General features: G+C 37.1%; 5 protein-coding genes. All 5 read left to right on the top strand.

Translation table 11 applies throughout. From position 1 onward, the window contains the following. Positions 1 to 70: 70 nt before the first annotated feature. Positions 71 to 5,794 carry a non-ribosomal peptide synthetase gene (locus C245_RS0110910; protein ID WP_017496634.1) on the top strand — a complete coding sequence of 1,908 codons (5,724 nt, stop codon included), beginning with the start codon at positions 71 to 73 and terminating at the stop codon, positions 5,792 to 5,794. 54 nt (positions 5,795 to 5,848) lie between these two features. Further along, positions 5,849 to 11,383 carry a non-ribosomal peptide synthetase gene (locus C245_RS0110905; RefSeq protein WP_017496633.1) on the top strand — a complete coding sequence of 1,845 codons (5,535 nt, stop codon included), beginning with the start codon at positions 5,849 to 5,851 and terminating at the stop codon, positions 11,381 to 11,383. A 7-nt stretch (positions 11,384 to 11,390) separates the two neighbouring features. Next, a complete protein-coding gene (locus C245_RS24735; protein WP_017496632.1) occupies positions 11,391 to 12,362 on the top strand; it encodes a non-ribosomal peptide synthetase in 972 nt (323 codons plus the stop codon). Positions 12,363 to 12,399: 37 nt separating this feature from the next. Then, complete coding sequence (locus C245_RS0110895) at positions 12,400 to 14,016, top strand: MBL fold metallo-hydrolase (RefSeq protein ID WP_017496631.1); 1,617 nt, start codon at positions 12,400 to 12,402, stop codon at positions 14,014 to 14,016. A gap of 63 nt (positions 14,017 to 14,079) precedes the next feature. Further along, positions 14,080 to 18,816: a non-ribosomal peptide synthetase gene (locus tag C245_RS0110890; RefSeq protein ID WP_017496630.1), complete on the top strand. Its 4,737-nt coding sequence runs from the start codon at positions 14,080 to 14,082 to the stop codon at positions 18,814 to 18,816. Positions 18,817 to 18,833 lie beyond the last annotated feature (17 nt).

The raw sequence follows: 18,833 nt of genomic DNA, 5'->3' as shown, positions 1-18,833 counted from the left end.
TGATCCTGTAAAATCAATACAACATTCAAATAAACCTTTTGTAATCCCTACAATATAATCAGACTACAGCATGAAAGATAAAAAAATCATACAAGATTATTGGTTGAACAAAATAAAGCAATACAGTAACGACAGCAGTTATTTACTGAGCAGATATGGGCAAGTTCCTTCCAGTCAGTATAGCCTTTTATTAAAAAAGAGCAGTCTGGATAAGATTGCTAAATTATCAGGAGGGAATGCCATTGCTGCAGCGACTATTTATTTGTCTGTTTTTAATACACTATTAAAAAGATATACTAATAACGAAAGTATCTGGGTAGCTTCGTCCCCTTTCAATTTGGAAGGAGTACAGCCGGAAAAAGATACCTTACTGTTTTATCATACCGCTATATCCAATGTTTCTTCACTAAGAGATGCGATAAACGCAACCAAAAAAGAAATTGAAGATACTCTGCTTTATGATACTATTGATTTTGAATTAATTGAAAAAGAATTTCTAAATATTGAACTGACTTCTGAAGATTATCTTCAATATGGTTTTGTATATCAGAAATTAAATCACAGAAATAATCTATTGGCTCAGGCCAAACTTTGTCTGGAAATAGAAGACACCACTGCGGGTAAGGAATCAATTACCATACATTTTGATGCTGCGAAATACGATGCACTTTTCATTCAAAATATGGTGGAGCATTTTACGTATATACTTGAAAATAGTAGTGAGCTGATTGATACTAAGGTTGATGATATTGAATTCATTACGGCCTCTGAAAAACAGCAGTTACAGGAGTTTTCAGGTGAATCTGATAAGAAGATCAACGCAAGTGTTATCGGGATTTTTGAACAGCAGGTAAAAGCAACACCTGAGAACATTGCTTTAGTTTATAAAGAAAAAAAATACACCTACACAGCCGTAAACCGAAAAGTGAATCATCTGGCGAGTTTATTGCAAAAAGAGTACGGAATTACATCCGGGGATATTATCGGGATCATGACTGATTATTCGGACAATACCATTTTCTCTTTTGCTGCGGCATTAAAACTGGGGGCTACTTATTTGCCTCTGGATTATAATCTTACAACAGAAAGACTTGATTATATCTTGTCGGACACACAGCCCAAAGTGATCATCACTCAAATCGAGTATCTGAACGACCTGCTTCATTACGATATTCCGTTATTTAGTATAGACGTAATGCTTAATGAAGAAAATATTTCCGATGTAAACTGGGAAAACAATAGTAAAGGAGATATCGCTTACATCATGTATACTTCAGGATCAACCGGAGTGCCTAAAGGTGTTGTGGTAAAAGACAAAAGTATCGTACGCTTGGTGAAAGAAACCAATTATATCGAAATTAATCCTCAGGACCGTATTCTGGCCATCTCAAATTCTTCTTTCGACGGTTCTACTTTTGATATTTGGGGAGCATTATTAAATGGAGCAACTTTACACATTCCGGAAAAAGATTTAGTGCTCAATTTTGAATTGTTGTTTCAGGCCATTACGGCAAATGAAATTTCGGTTGTTTTTATGACAACGGCTTTGTTCAACTCCATGGTGGATACTGACATTGACAGTCTTAAAAATTTGAGAAAAATTCTTTTTGGCGGAGAGATGGTTTCCGTTTCTCATGTGCGAAAGTTTGTCAATCATTTCGGAAGCGGAAGACTGGTACACGTTTATGGCCCAACCGAGAATACTACTTTTTCGACCTTTTACCCTGTTGAAGAAGTTTCAGAAGAAGCATCAGGAATTCCGATTGGAAAACCAATTTCCTATACCCAATGTTACATTCTTAACGAGAGTATGAAATTACAGCCTGTTGGTATTGCAGGAGAGTTGTATGTTTCTGGCGAAGGCGTTGCAGCGGGCTACTTAAACCAAGAAGAACTTACCTCAAAAAGTTTTGTTGAAAATCCTTATCAGGAAAACGTTTTGTTGTATAAAACCGGAGACATCTGTAAATGGCTGCCTGACGGTACCATAGAAATTTTAGGAAGAAGAGACAGTCAGGTGAAAATTCGTGGTTTCAGAATTGAATTAGGTGAAATCGAACGAAAGATAACGAGTTTCAATAGTATTACCGAAGCTGTAATTCTTGTAAACAAAGACAGCCATGATGTGAAATTTTTAGCAGCGTTTTTTGTTGCCGATGTTACTATTAATACTGAAGAGCTTCGTTCTTTCCTGACACAAAAACTGCCTAATTATATGGTTCCGGCTCATATTACTCAGGTGCCACAAATTCCATTAAACAGAAACGGCAAAGTTGATCAGAAAGAATTAAACAAACTGGCAAAATCAAATACGGAAACGACCAGAGAGCTTGTTTTACCAACAACCGAAATCCAAATAGCCCTGCACAACATCTGGAAAGAACTGTTTGATAAAGAAGACATCAGTATAACCGATGACTTTTTCGACATTGGCGGACACAGTATCAAGGCAATGAATCTGGTGTCGACCATTCATAAAAACTTAAATATAAAAATAGATATCGGAAACGTTTTTGAAGACCGAAACATTAAAGCGCTCTCAGAAACGATACTGCGGGCTCAGGAGAATGTATTTCAGGAAATAGAAGCCCTGACAGAGCAGTCAAATTATGCAGTGTCATCATCGCAACAGCGCTTTTGGGCATTGAGTCAGTTTCAGGAAGCCAACAAAGCCTACACAATTCCAAGTATCTACACCTTGACGGGAGATCTGGATCAAACGGCCTTAGCTTTTGCTTTTAAAACGATAACTAAACGACACGAAAGTTTCAGAACCACTTTTAAAGAAGATGAAAATCAGGAATTAAGACAATTTATTTTGCCTGAATCGGAAAGTAATTTTGAGATTGATTTCGTTGATTTTTACCATCGTTCAGAAAAGGAATTAGAAGAGACCATTAACAACCTCATTCAGGTAGTATTTAATTTATCGGAAGGACCGCTTTTAAAAGTAAGTGTATTGCAGGTAGAAGAATCCAAAGCGATACTGGTAGCAGTGATGCATCATATTATTAGCGACGGACTGTCTATGGAGGTCTTTATTGAAGAGCTGCTGCATTTGTACAAAGCCCATAAAAATAAACTTGCTTTAGATTTTAAACCGCTCAGAATACAATACAAAGATTTTGCTGCCTGGCAGAATGAACAACTGGAGAATGAATCGTTGCAGGTTCATAAAGCCTACTGGACGGAGAAATTCTCAGGAGAGCTTCCGGTGCTCAACCTTCAAAAAAGTAAAATTCGTCCTAAAATTAAATCCTATAACGGCGAAACAATTACCATAAATATTGATAACAGAACATTAAAACATTTTAAAAATATACTGGATCAGGAAAACCTGACTTTGTTCATGGGGTTGCTAACCGTGACAAATGTTCTGATTTATAAATATACCAATCAGGAAGATATTATACTGGGAACTACAATTAGCGGTAGAAATCATATTGATTTAGACGGGCAAATCGGTTGTTTCATTAACGTATTGCCATTGCGCAGTCAGTTTTCACACAAAGATTCCATAATTGATTTATTCCGAAAGGTAAAAAAAGGAACACAGGAAGCTTACGAACATCAGATTTATCCTTTTGAACAATTAATTGGTGATTTGAATCTGACACATGATATCAGCAGAAATCCTTTATTTGATGCTACAGTTGTTTTACAAAATGCCGATTTAGATCAAAAATTAGAAGTTCTCAATACTGAAGGCCTTGAAATAGCCCTCTATGAAAAAATAAAAGCAACGGTAAGCCGATTTGACATTTCATTCAATTTTGTAGAAACGGTAAAGGGACTGGAATTTAGCTTAGTCTACAATACGGACATTTTTGATACCATTTTTATTCGTCAAATTCAGAAACATTTTCACAACCTGCTGAATGCCGTAATTGCAAATCCGCATAATTCTATTGCTTCCCTGCCTTATTTATCAGTAGGCGAGATACAGCTTTTTACATCAGATTTTAGTGCCGGAACCTTTAATTCTCAGGTTTGTCTGGACATTGTCGAAGCCTTTCAGTATCAGGTTAGAAAAACGCCTGCACAAATAGCCGTTGTATATAAAAACCAACAATTGACTTACGAGGAATTAGATCGTAATGCAAACAAAATTGCACATTTGTTAATCACAGAGTATGGAGTGACTAGTGGAGAAAAAGTAGGAATCATTTTAGATAAATCAGAACTTTTGATCAGTACCATACTCGGGATTTTAAAAGCCGGCGGAGTATATGTTCCAATCGATGTGGAAAGTCCTAAGATCAGAAAAGAATTTATTGTCAATGATATCGGCGCAAAAGTCATCATTACCCAGATGGATTATATGTTTGATCTTGACTTTTTTGAAGGAAGTATTATCGCCATTGATGTTCAGTTAGACGCTTTAGAAAATCATTCTCCAGCCCCGCAAATAACGAACAGTCCCGATGCTCCGGCATACATCATGTACACTTCCGGCTCTACCGGAAATCCAAAAGGCGTTTTAGTACCGCATAAAGGGGTTACCAGACTGGTTAAAAACACCAATTACATCGATTTTGATAGGGTACACGCTATCTTGTCTACAGGTTCTGTTTCTTTTGATGCCTCGACGTTTGAGTTTTGGGGAGCATTGCTTAATGGTGGAAAATTGGTTTTATGCGACAAAGAAGATTTGTTAAACACAACTAAACTTGCTTCGCTAATAAAAACAGAAAAAGTAGATACCATGTGGTTTACATCGGGACTGCTAAACCAGTTTACTGATCAGGACGTATCCCTTTTTGAAGGATTAATCAATGTACTGGCAGGAGGTGAAAAATTATCAGCTAAACACATCCGTAAATTACTGGAAGCCTACCCGGAACTGAACCTTATTAACGGTTACGGACCTACAGAAAACACTACGTTTTCGGCAACCTATAAAATTACAGCACCGGTAGAAGAGGATATTCCGATTGGTAAACCGATCAACAATTCGAAGGCTTACATCTTAGATCAAAACTTAGAGCTGTGTCCGCTGGGAGTTGTTGGAGAAATATACCTGGCAGGTGACGGACTTTCATTAGGCTACTTAAATGCAGAAGAATTAAATGCCGAAAAGTTTCTGAATCCGAGGAGTTTGAATAGAGAACGAGTTTATAAAACCGGTGATTTAGGATTGTGGTTGCCGAATGGAAATATCAAATTTTTTGGAAGAAAAGACAGTCAGATCAAACTTCGCGGTTACCGAATTGAACTCAACGATATTGAAAAAACTTTAGATGCACACCCAGATATCAATGGGGCTGTGGTGGTATTGAAACAATTATCAGAGGCAGCAGACGAAAAATTTATTGTGGCTTATGTTAAGTCCAATCAGGTTATGAATCAAAAGGAGTTAAAGGCTTATCTGGCAGAAAGACTTCCTTTTTATATGATTCCAACTTATTTTATCGAAGTGGAAGATTTCATTTTGAATAAAAATGGAAAGATTGACAAAGACCTTCTTCCTGAAATTGATTTGTCGCAATTAGAAAGAGAATACATATCCTACCGAAATGAAACAGAGAAAACCCTCTCTGAGATTTGGAGTGAAATATTGTTGATCGAAAAGATCAGTGTAACCGATGATTTTTTTGAAATAGGAGGACACAGTTTGAGAGCCGTAAAATTAGCCAATATGATTCAGGAAAGCTTTGGCGTTGAAGTGAGTATCGGACATGTATTTCAATTCAGAACTATCGAAACGATGGCCGAACAGCTCAGGTTTATTCAAAAACAAGAAGAGCTGACAGCAAACAAAAAAGACCTTCAGGAAATCGATATCGACTTATAATAAGACTGCTTTACTTTAATAATTGAAATATCCTCTGAAAATTAAAATAAACCAATGAAAGACTTAATTGATAAACTACAGGGAGAAGGAATTTTACTTGAACTCATAGATAATAAACTGAAGGTTTTTGCCGAAAAATCTACTATTGCTCCCGGTTTAATTGAAGAAATAAAAAAGAACAGAGAAGAGTTGACTCTTTTTTTACTGAACAGTCAAAAGCTGCAGGCATCAAAACCTGTATGGCCAGAAATACTAAAAACAGCCGATTTAGAGTATTATCCATTATCTTCTTCACAATACAGAATGTGGGTTTTAAGTCAAATGGAAGAATCTAGTAAAGCCTATAATGTTCCGGCTTTATACTCTTTTGAAGGGAATCTGAATGTTAAAACATTGGAGCATGCTTTTCAGTTGATTATCGAACGTCATGAAATTCTAAGAACCAGGTTTGTCAATAAGGAGAATACCGTTGCACAAAAAATAATCCCGGCCGCAGCAATACAATTTAAGGTAGAAGAAATAGATCTAAGAAATCAAACAACGAGCGCAGAAGAACTAATTAGCAAAGAAATGTCTTATTCTTTTGATTTAGAAAAAGAGCTGTTGCTAAAAAGTACCGTTTATCAAATAGAAGATCAGAAGTGGATATTCTTCTTTATGATTCATCACATCATCAGTGACGGCTGGTCGATGGGAGTACTTATAAATGAGTTATTAGAAAACTACACAGCATTAGAAAAAGGCGTAAATGTTGCTAAAGAACCCTTAACGATACAATACAAAGAATACGCAGTTTGGCAGCAAAAATTATGGAGTGATGATTATTTTGCAGCGCACAAAGAATATTGGCTGTCGCAGATTTCAGGTGAAATCCCTAAAGTACAGCTTCCTTTCAGTAAAACAAGACCGGTTTTAAAAAACTATAATGGTGATACCGTTTACAGAACCATAAGTAAAGAAATAAGTACGAAGTTCAGGAGAGTTTGTCTGGACAACGAGAGTACTTTATTCATGGGATTGTTGGCCACTTTAAAAATAGTACTTTACAAATATACCAACCAGACAGATTTAATTGTGGGTTCGCCAATAGCAGGGCGTGAGTTACAGGTACTTCACAATCAGTTGGGACTGTATTTAAATACCATTGCTTTAAGAGGAGTGATGAATCCGAAAGACAGTTTCGAATCTTTTCTTAAGGACATTAAAGAAAGCACTTTAAAAGCTTATCACTATCAATCGTATCCTTTTGACAAACTGATAGAAGAAGCACAGTTGGAGAGCGATTTAAGCAGAAATCCATTGTTTGATATCTTCCTGATTTTACAAAACAACGAAAGTACGAACGTAAAAAACATCGGAGATCAATTAACTGTTCAGGCTTTAGAGACAGAAAACAAAACCAGTAAGTTTGATTTGCTTTTCAATTTTGTTGAGGTAGATGAAAATTTAGAATTGAGTATTGTTTATAATACCGATTTGTATGACACGTTTTTTATAGAACAAATCACGGTACATTTTGAGCATTTATTAAACTTAGTAAGCAACACTCCGTCAGAAACAATAGAGAGCCTTTCTCTGGTAACTGAGAGCGAAAAGAAAAAATTGGTTTTAGATTTCAATGCTACACAATTCGATAATCAGGGATGTGTTCCGTTGAATGTTTTATTCGAAGAACAAGTAGAGAAATTTGCCAATCACACAGCACTTCGTTTCAAAGAGAAAGAATTTACTTTTCAGGAACTGAATGAAAAAGTGAATCAGCTGGCTCATTATTTACGGGAAGAAAAAAACATCAAACAAGGTGATTTTGTAGTCGTAAAACTTCCAAGAAGCGAGCAAATGATTATCGCCCTTATGGCCATCATTAAAGCCGGAGGCGCTTATATTCCGGTAGAACCGCAATATCCCGAAGAAAGAATCAATTTCATTATAGCCGACAGTCAGTGTAAATTTTTAATTGATGAGGAAACTTTAGAAAGTATCTCAGAACAGTTGGCTTCTTTGCCTAAAAGCAATCCTGAAAATCACAATAAAGTTACCGATCTGGCTTATGTACTGTATACCTCCGGATCAACCGGAAATCCGAAAGGCTGTATGATTACCCATGAAGGAGTAACCAACAGAATTGACTGGATGTGGAACGAATACAACTATTCTTCGAAAGACGTTATTCTGCAAAAAACCACTTTTACCTTTGATGTTTCGGTATGGGAAATTTTCATGCCTTTGTGCTGGGGAACCAAAATGGTACTTTGCCAACAGGAAGACATTTCAGAACCGCATCGCATTCTGAATTTAATCCAAAACAATGACGTAACCAGTCTGCATTTTGTGCCAAGTATGCTTAATACTTTTATTGCTTCTGTAACTAACACAGAACAATTAGCGGGCAAATTGTCTAGTTTGCGTGCCGTAATAACCAGTGGCGAAGCTTTAACACCATTGACCGTTAAGGAATGGTACAATAAAGTATCGGCTGCACCCATTTACAATCTTTATGGCCCGACAGAAGCTTCTATAGACGTTACTTTCTTTAATACGAGTGTAGGCAATGAAATAATCCCGATTGGAAAACCAATTTGGAACACACAGCTTTATATTTTAAACGAGTCCGATGCCGTTCAGCCGATTGGTGTAGCGGGAGAAATCTGCATTGCCGGAAAAGGACTGGCCCTTGGTTACCTAAACAATCCGGAGTTGACTCATCAAAAGTTTGTACCGAATCCATTTCAACCCGGAGTGAAAATGTACCGAACCGGAGATCTGGGCATGTGGCTGCCTGATGGAAATGTAGCATATTTAGGTAGAAAAGATTTTCAGGTAAAAATCAGAGGATTCAGGATAGAGCTGGAAGAAATAGAAGCAGTATTAAACCAACATCCACAAATACAAACGGCTGTGGTTTTAGACCATACTAATGAAAACAGCGGAGATAAATATCTGACAGGCTATATTGTAGCAAATGGTGAATTGGTGAAGGAAGAACTCAACTTATGGCTGGGAACTAAACTTCCTGTTTATATGATCCCGTCAAATTTTGTGGTAGTAAATGAAATTCCTTTAACCAATAGCGGTAAAGCTGACCGAAATAAACTACGCCAAAGTAACGGACTAAGCCTAAAAACAACCATTGCCTACGTTCCTGCACAGAACGAGCTGGAGCAAAAACTGGTAGTAATTTGGGAAGGAATATTAAATCAGACCAAGATTGGGATACTCGAAGATTTTTTTACACTGGGCGGTCACAGTTTAAGTGCTACACATTTAGCGAATAGCATCAACAGAGAATTTAATGTGAAAATCAATCTGAGAGATATTTTCGAAAACAGAAACATTCAAAGTCTGGCCAAAAAAATAGCAGGGACAACTACGACTGTTTATCAGGAAATTAAAAAAGTACCGGAAAGCAGCAGTTACCTGCTTTCGTCAGGGCAAAGAAGATTATGGCTGTTGTCGCATCTGGACGATGCGAGTATAGCGCTCAACATGTACAAGACTTTTACGTTTACCGGTGTATTGGACATTTCGGTATTTGCAGCAGCTTTTTTGGCTATTCTGAAAAGACATGAAAGTCTGAGAACGGTTTTCAGACTGGATGAAAATGGTATCGTGAAGCAATATATTAAAGTCTTTAATGAAAATTTACTGAATTTAACGATTGAAGATTTCAGACCAAATCAATATTCTCAGGAGATAATTGATGCTAGAATCAACCAGGAAATCGATAAACCTTTTAATCTGGAAGAAGATTCTTTGCTGCGATTGAAATTGTATCAGATCAAAGACGATCAGTGGATGTTCTCTTTTGTAATGCATCATATCATCAGTGACGGATTGTCTATGAATATTTTGACGAAAGAATTTGTTTCGAATTATCAAAATCTATCCCAGGGAAAAGCAATTGCAGCTTCTGAATTAAAAATTCAGTATAAAGATTATGCGCAATGGCAAACCGAGCAGTTTCAGTCGGAGGAATATAAAAATCAGCTGCAGCATTGGTTAAAAAAGTTTGAGGGAGAAGTTCCGGTATTAGACTTTCCAACCGATAAATCAAGAGCAGCAATCAATGCATATGACGGAGATTCAGTTGATTTTACAATTGAGAAAGAGACTTTTTCAAAATTTAAAAACTTCTGTGAGAGCCACTCGATTACCGTTTTTACCGGACTTTTATCATTGGTTAAAACGTTATTATACAAATATACCCATCAACAGGATATTACCGTTGGTACGCCTATCGGAGGCAGAATACATACCGATTTAGAAGACCAGATCGGGCTTTACATCAACACTGTTCCTTTGCGAACAGTATTCAATGAAGATCACGATTTTATAAGTTTACTGCATCAGGTAGAACAAAGTGTTATCGATGCACAGGAAAATCAAATGGTCGCTTTTGACGAACTCGTTCTTAATTTAGATCTTCAATTGAGCCGTAACCGCCATCCGTTGTTTGACGTTTGGTTTGTACTGAGAGACAATTCGATAGAAGCCGATAAACAAGCACTCGAAATAGATGATTTGCATATCGCAGAATACGATGACGTAACCCTGAAAAAATGCCTGTTCGACTTAGTATTCAACTTCATAGAAAGCGAGGGACAGTTAGAAGGTAAAATTGAATATAAATCAGGATTGTACATTAGAGAAACCATTGTGAGGTTAATCTCTAACCTAAAAGTGCTGTTGCATCAGGTAGTAGCAAACGCGGATCAAAGTTTATCGGGATTATCATTCCTGAATACGGAGGAAGAAAATTTACTACTTCATGTCTTTAATGACACGGCAAGAGATTATAGCGCGCAGCCCGACACCTTAATTGGTCTGTTTCAAAAGCAGGTATTAGAAACACCAGAGCAGACCGCATTGGTTTTTGAAGATAAAAAAATAACATATCAGGAATTGGATGAGGTATCCAACAAACTTGGGAATTATTTAAAGAAAAAATACGGTATAAAGGCAAATGAATTTGTTGGTGTTAAATTAGACCGAAGCGAGTGGAATGTTATTTCATTGCTTGGGATTCTAAAAAGCGGAGGAGTTTATGTACCCATTGATATTGCTTATCCCGAAGAGCGAATCGATTACATCATTGAAAACAGCGATTGCAAGCTGGTTATCGATTCTGATGAAATTTATGATTTCAGATCGATGGAAAAGCTCTACAGCAGTGTTATGGAGCAATCGAATAGCAGTGCCGATGATTTGGCCTATCTGATTTATACTTCCGGTTCAACCGGTCTTCCTAAGGGAGTTTCGATAAAACAGGGTGCTATTTCAAATACAATTTTATCTCAGATGGAAATTTTTGGGAATGAAAACAAAGAAAAAGCCCTTCAGTTGGCCTCGTTTTCTTTTGATGCTTCGATTTCAGAAATCTTTACGGTTTTGGCTTCGGGCGGAGAGTTACACATCATAACCGATGAGGTAAAAAAAGACACCGAAGAGCTGGAAAATTATATCGAAGAACACGCAATTCATTTCGCAACCATTTCTCCGTCCTATTTAAAATTACTGCAGCTGGACAAAATTAAAAGTTTAAAAAAAGCTGGTAACTGCCGGAGAAGCAGCTCCTACCGAAGAAGTTAAAAAATATTTGACTTATGGTGGTACCTGTTTTAATGCTTACGGCCCTACAGAAACCAGTATTTGTGCTACGATTTATAAAGTGAATGAAAATCAGCTACAGAAACTTTCTAATGTTCCTATCGGATTTCCAATCGCCAACACTAAAATTTACATTCTCGGAACCAACGAAAAATTGCTTCCTCTTGGAGCCATTGGGGAAATTTATGTAAGCGGAGCCGGTTTAGCCGAAGGGTATTTGAACAAGCCGGAATTAACCAATCAGAAGTTTATCGATAATCCATTTGCTGAAGGCGAAAAACTATACAAAACCGGTGATTTAGGAAAATGGCTCCCTAACGGTACGATTGAATATGCCGGACGAAATGACGATCAGGTAAAAGTGAGAGGATTTAGAATCGAACTGGGCGAAATAGAAACTGTTATCAAAGAACACGAAGCAATCGAAGATGCTGTAGTAGTGGTGAAAGAAGACAGTTTAGGAATTAAAGAAACCGTTGCCTTTTTTGTGCTAAAAGCCGATTCGGTTTCAGACAGTGATGATATTAAAGAATTTTTAGAAGACAAACTGCCGGAATATATGATTCCGTCTCACTTTATAAGCTTGAAAGAATTTCCGCTGACTCTAAATGGAAAAACAGACAAAAAGAAATTGTTGCAGAACAAGTCTTTAACCGAAAATGTTTCCCGAAACTACCTGGCGCCCCGGGACGAAACAGAAAGTAAACTTGCCGCATTGTGGGAAGAAGTGCTGGAAATCGATAAAGTGGGAGTACTGGACGACTTTTTTAAAATAGGAGGTCACAGTTTAAAAGCCACTTATTTAATCACGAGAATAAAAGCGGAATTTAACGCAAAACTCGATCTGATTTCGATTTTCAATAATGCCACTTTAGGAGAAATGGCAGCTGAAATAAAAAAGGCGCAGCTCGTCAATGCGGAAGTCGTGATTACAGATGATTTTGAAAATATCTCCCTATAACCTAATCCCATTTTTTAAAACTATAAAATAAATTTAAATGGCTACTCCAAAAATATATCTGAAAAATAACGTACAAGTAGAACCGTTAATTTCAAACTGGTATGCATGGCATCACATTATCCCGCCAATTCTAACGGGGTTTAATGTGGTAAACCGATACATTCCGATTATGGAATCGTATATCAACGACCCAAGCATACATGAGACTGCCGTGAAGGATCCTGCTTTTAGAGGAGGTCCTTTTATCGATTTAGACAAAAAGCATGTTGATGAAGTAGCAGCTTTGTTGGAAAACACAAAGAAAATGGCAGCCCCGCTTTTTGAGTTTACAGATGCCGTAAAAGAACTGGACAAATTGCTTAAGAAAAAAGCAACTGGACATTTGATGCAGCCGCTGTACAAAGAAGTTCCATCGGCAATCAGAGGGTATGTCGAATTGTATTATGACAGGCATCACAGACCGGATTTCAGATTTTATGAGCCTCTTATTTATGCCAGTCCGTATTATGTAGAAGATTTTCAGACGGTGAAGCTGTCTTTAATTAATAAGGATGCCGACCGGCCTTTTATCTTCTCCACGCCAAGATTGTCTAATCTGGAAGCAGCATTGGAATTAAAATTACCTTTTAAATCGAAACAAATCGACGAGTTGTTCAAGATGAAACGTGAGCCTCAAACTTTCGAATACATCAAAGAACTTTTGAATATTGATCAAAACGATGAGGCACTGTTTAGAGATTTATTTACTACAGAAGAGCCAAAAAAGTATGAAAAATATACCGGAGACAGTATGCGCATCCGGTACTTCGGACATGCTTGTATTCTGATCGAAACCAAAGAACACTCGATCGTGCTCGATCCGGTTTTAAGCTATACTTACGAATCTGATGTGTCCCGATTTACCTATGATGATTTGCCGGACGAAATAGATTATGTACTGATCACTCACGGACATCACGACCACATATTGATGGAAACGATGCTGCAAATACGACACAAAGTCAAAAATATAGTTGTGGGTAAAAGCATAGGCGGTGCCATTCAGGACCCGTCATTGAATTTACTGTTACGAAATCTGGGATTTGAGAATATTATAGAATTAGAAGAATTGCAAACCATTTCGGCTATCGATGGTATCAAAATTACAGGAATTCCATTTATCGGCGAACATCATGACATTCACATCAACAGTAAACTTTCGTATCACGTTGAATTAGACGGTTATTCTTTATTGGCAGTAGCAGATTCCTGCAATCAGTCGCCGGAATTGTACGAACATGTTCATGAGATTATTGGTGATGTAGACGTGCTGTTCATGGGAATGGAATGCGACGGAGCACCGGCTTCGTGGGTGTATGGTCCCATTTTTACCACCAAACAGGAACGCGAAAAAGACTTCAGCCGAAGAGGAAGAGGCAGCAATTACGACGAAGGAATCAAAATGGTAAACTGTTTTAATGTTAAAGAAGTTTATGTGTATGCCATGGGAGAAGAACCATGGGTGCGACACATTTTGGATGTTGAATATACAGATGAATCCAACCCAATTGTGCAATCGAACATGTTAATCGAAGACTGTAGAAACAGAGGTATCGTAGCAGAAAGACTATTTGCCGAAAAAGAACTGTTTAAACAAGCGGTACTGCTGTACTAATTCCCTTTAATCCTCCCCAAAACAAAGACTACTATCCATTTATTTTCTTAAATAATTCATCTTATGGCATCAGATTTATATTTAAAATTAAAAGAACAAAACATTCACATTGACGTAAAAGACGAGAATCTTGACATTAAGGCTCCTGCAGGTGCATTGACTCCCGATATTATTGACGAGATTAAAAGAAACAAAGCCGATTTAATTCGTTTTATTAATCAATACAAATACGACAAAGCAGTTGCCATTCCGAAAGCCGCTATAAGTCCTGATGCAAAATATGCCCTGTCTTCCTCACAGTTACGACTTTGGATTTTAAGCCAGTCCGAAAAAGGAAATGTGGCGTATAATTCGGTTGGAGGATATATTTTTGAAGGAGTACTGGATCAAAATACGTTAAATGAATCTCTGAAGGAAATCGTATCAAGACATGAGAGTCTGAGAACTGTTTTTGAAGAAGACGGTAACGGAGGAGCAAATCAGATTGTTAAAGGAATAGAATCAATCGATTTTTCAATTGAACATGCGGATTTACAAAACGTTTCAAATGCCGATGAAGTTTTAAAAGAACAGGTTGCCAAAGAAGCTTTAATTCCTTTTCACTTATCAAAAGGACCGCTTTTTAAAACGAAGCTTTACCAGTTAGCACAGAACAAATGGGCTTTTATTTATACCATACATCACATTATTGTGGATGCTTTGTCAATGAATATTTTCATTGCCGAAATACTGGAACTCTACAATTCTAAAAAGCAAAACAGAGCTAATACACTAAATACGTTAAGAATACAGTATAAAGATTACGCCAGTTGGGAAAATGAACAGCTTACCGGTAAAAAATACGAAGAGTTAAAAAATTATTGGCTCGATCAGTTTCAGGGAGAGTTGCCGGTTCTTACGATGCCGGTGGATAAAAAAAGACCAATTCTGCAAACATTCAATGGCGGAACAGTAGAAAAAAGAATCGACGCCAAATTATCAGAAGACCTTGAAAAACTGATAAGAGAAAACGGTGCCACCATGTTTATGGGATTAACCGCTGTAATTAATACGTTATTATACAAATTCTCTACTCAGGAAGATATCATTATCGGAACCCCGGTTTCAGGGAGGGAAGACGAAGATCTGCAAAATCAGATAGGGTATTATGGTAACACGCTGGCCATTCGAATGCAGTTTAAAAAAGAAAATACTTTTTTAGAATTATTAGAATACACCAAGAAACAGGTAGTAGGTGCCTATGAGCATCAAATGTTTCCTTTTGCGACACTTGTGAAAGAGCTAAACTTAAAAAGAGACCCAAGCAGAAATCCGCTTTTTGACGTTCAGGTGATCTACGGAGAAAATGACAATTCTAAAAAAAGCGAAAGTTTGGAAGGCTTGCAGGTTTGGGAATATGAATTTGAAGAAAAACTAAAAACCAGCCGTTTTGATATGGTTTTCAGTTTCTACAAAGACGGAAACCATTTAGTGCAGAACATTCAGTACAATACGGATGTTTTTTCAGAAAAAATAGTACATCAGATTGCCGATCATGTTTCGGTTATCATGAATTCTATTGTAAAGAATCCAAAGGAACAAATTTATAAATTGGAACACATCGGAGAACAGCAAAAAGAAGCACTTCTGCAACTTTCTAAAGGTGATGTGCTGGCGTACGACCAAAGCAAAACAATACTCGATTTATTTAAAGAGCAAGTACAGGAAAAACCCGAAGCTATAGCAGTGGCTTTCAAAAATAAAAAAATCACCTATAAAGCGCTGGACGAAGAATCGAACAGATTAGCCAATTATTTGTTAGCCAATCACACCCTCAAAAAGAACGATTTTATTGGATTAATGATTGATAATTCTGAAAATGTACTGGTTTGCATTCTGGGAATTCTAAAAACAGGAAGTGCTTATGTGCCGATCGATCCGGAATATCCAAAACAAAGAATTCAGCATATTATTGAGGACAGTGGATTAAACGTTCTGCTCACGCAATCCGATTATCTTTTTGACCTTGACTTTTATACAGGAGAATTTTTTGCCACAGACATTCAAATGGATTCGATTACGGCCGAAAGTACTGTATTCGGGGCACAAGTGAATCCTGCTGATGCGGCTTACGTAATTTATACCTCGGGTTCTACAGGTAATGCCAAAGGAGTCGTGATCAATCACGAAAATTTAATGTTTTCTACTATCGCAAGACTGGAGACTTATCCTGATGCAGCGGCATTTTTATTACTGTCTTCGATTTCATTTGACAGTTCTGTTGCCGGAATTTTCGGGACAATTACGGGAGGAGCTAAATTGGTTTTTGCCCCTAAAATCAGAGTTTCGGATGTCGATACGATAATAGATATTCTGGTAGAAGAAGAGGTTTCTCACTTACTTACCGTTCCCTCTTACTATCAGCTATTGCTTAACCAGTTAGGAGAGCATCCAAATAAGTTAAAAACAGTAATCGTAGCAGGGGAAGAATGTACCAAACAGCTGGTTGATCTGCACCAGAAGGTGACTACACTAAAAGACTGTAAACTTTTTAATGAATACGGACCTACAGAATGTACCGTTTGGGCCAGTTATTATGTGTATGAACCGACTGTGGAATTTATCCCTTCTATCGGAAAACCAATAACCAACAGCTCGGTTTATATTCTGAATGATAACAATGAATTATCCATTGACGGTCTGATTGGAGAAATTCATATTGCCGGTAAAGGGCTTTCAGGCGGCTACTGGAATAATCCGGAGCTTTCCAAAGAAAAGTTTGTCGATAATCCGTTTGAAACCGGAACAAAAATGTACAAGACAGGAGATTTGGCCAAGAGATTTTCAGATGGTAATATTGAGTTTTTAGGTAGAAAAGACAATCAAATCAAGATAAGAGGAAATCGTCTGGAATTAGGCGAAATCGAAAATGCGCTTTTGAATTTTAAAGGTATTGACGGAGCAGTTGTTACCTACAGTGAAGGTACTTTGGTAGGGCATATACTAACCGATATTGTAATAAATATTGACAATCTGAAAAAGCACCTGAAAGAACAATTACCAATATACGCAGTACCAACAAGCTATACACAGTCCAATGAATTTCCGTTATTGCCGAATGGTAAAGTAGACAAAAAGGCCTTAGTCGTTTTAGCCAATAAACATACCTTAAAGGGAGACTCGTATGTACCGCCTTCTAATGAAACAGAAGCTGCTTTGGTACATGTATTTCAGCAAATTCTGCAAAAAGAAAGCATAGGTATAGAAGATGATTTTTTTGCATTGGGAGGAGATTCGATAAAAGCCATACAAATTATCTCCAAATTAAAACAGCTTGGTTTTGTAGTAACAGTACAGGATGTTATGCAATTTACTGCCATACAGGAATTAGCACTTCATGTAAAACTGGCAAAGCAGGAGATCGATCAAAATGCAGTAGAAGGAACGATTCCGCTTACGCCAATTCAGAAATATTTCTTTGAGGTGACTTCACAGTATAAAAATCATTTTAACCAATCGATCTTATTAAAATCATCGAAGTCTTTGTCTGAAGAAGGATTGACAAAGATCTTTCAAAAGCTTACCGTACAGCATGATGTTTTAAGAGCGGTATTTAAAGAGGAAGGTAACGAATGGATTCAGGAAATCAAAAATGATGGATTTGAATTCCAACTGCACGTTCACTCCAATGTTACTGCTTCTGAATTTGAGACCATTTGCGATGGGTATCAATCTTCTTTCGATTTAGAAAAAGGCCCTTTGTTTAAAGCAGTGTTGTTCAAAAGAGAAGATACTGATTATTTGTTGCTGCTTTCTCATCACCTGGTGATTGACGGTGTTTCCTGGAGAATTATTTTAGAAGATTTAATGACTTTATACGGGCAGTATGAAGGAGGAGCAGCATTAGAATTACCTCTAAAAACACATTCTTTAAAATACTGGCAGGAAAAACAACTGGAATACGCCAATTCAATGACCATGATGGAAGAAGAAGTGTATTGGTCTTCTATAAACGAAGCAACACAGTTCAGTACTTCCGAACTCCCAAAAGATTTTGATTATGAAGGCAATAATTTTTATAAAGATTTTGAGACAAAAGTATTTCAACTCGATCCAAGCGTTACCGAAAAACTATTGACAGAAGCACACAAAGCTTATAAAACCAATATTAACGATGTTTTAATAGCAGGTTTATCGCTTGCAATTGGTAAAAATTTTGATATCGATAAGGTAGCGATTCAACTCGAGGGTCACGGAAGAGAAGATATTAACTCAGAGATAGATATCACCAGAACGGTGGGGTGGTTTACCACGATATATCCCGTACTCATCACTCTTAAAAAGAAACAGGATAACATTGGTCAATTAATAGAAGTAAAAGAAACGCTGCATCGAATTCCAAACAAAGGCATTGGATTTGGGATTTTGAAATACTTAAAAGATTGCGAATTAAATGTAAAAGCAGATGTTTCCTTTAACTACCTGGGTGATTTTGATTTAGGACAATCAAACCAAGAAGATCAAATCTTTCAGTTTGCAGATATTCCAAAAGGAAGAGAAATCGCAGCGAATACCGAAAGAACGGGAACACTGGATGTATCGGGAATTTTAGTCAATGGCCAGTTGCAGATTATGCTTTCATTTAATACCAACTATTTCAGAAATGAAACCATAGAAAACTTAAAAGAAGCGTATAAATACGAATTGGAATCTTTGATTTCCAGTCTTTCCGAAGAAAAAGAAACCCATTTAACCCCTGTTGATTTTACCTATAAAGGTTTGGACCTGAGCAGTCTGGAAGAATTAAACAAAATGCTGTAACCGTACTACTAAAAAGC

The sequence above is a fragment of the Flavobacterium sp. WG21 genome (genome assembly GCF_000335775.1).
Lineage (GTDB): Bacteria > Bacteroidota > Bacteroidia > Flavobacteriales > Flavobacteriaceae > Flavobacterium > Flavobacterium tructae.
This window is presented reverse-complemented; position numbering and strand designations above follow the sequence as displayed.

Bases quoted from the DNA above. Each gene is read 5' to 3' on its own strand.
- C245_RS0110890 (WP_017496630.1), top strand. From the start codon at position 14,080: ATGGCATCAGATTTATATTTAAAATTAAAAGAACAAAACATTCACATT.
- C245_RS0110905 (WP_017496633.1), top strand. From the start codon at position 5,849: ATGAAAGACTTAATTGATAAACTACAGGGAGAAGGAATTTTACTTGAA.
- C245_RS0110910 (WP_017496634.1), top strand. From the start codon at position 71: ATGAAAGATAAAAAAATCATACAAGATTATTGGTTGAACAAAATAAAG.
- C245_RS0110895 (WP_017496631.1), top strand. From the start codon at position 12,400: ATGGCTACTCCAAAAATATATCTGAAAAATAACGTACAAGTAGAACCG.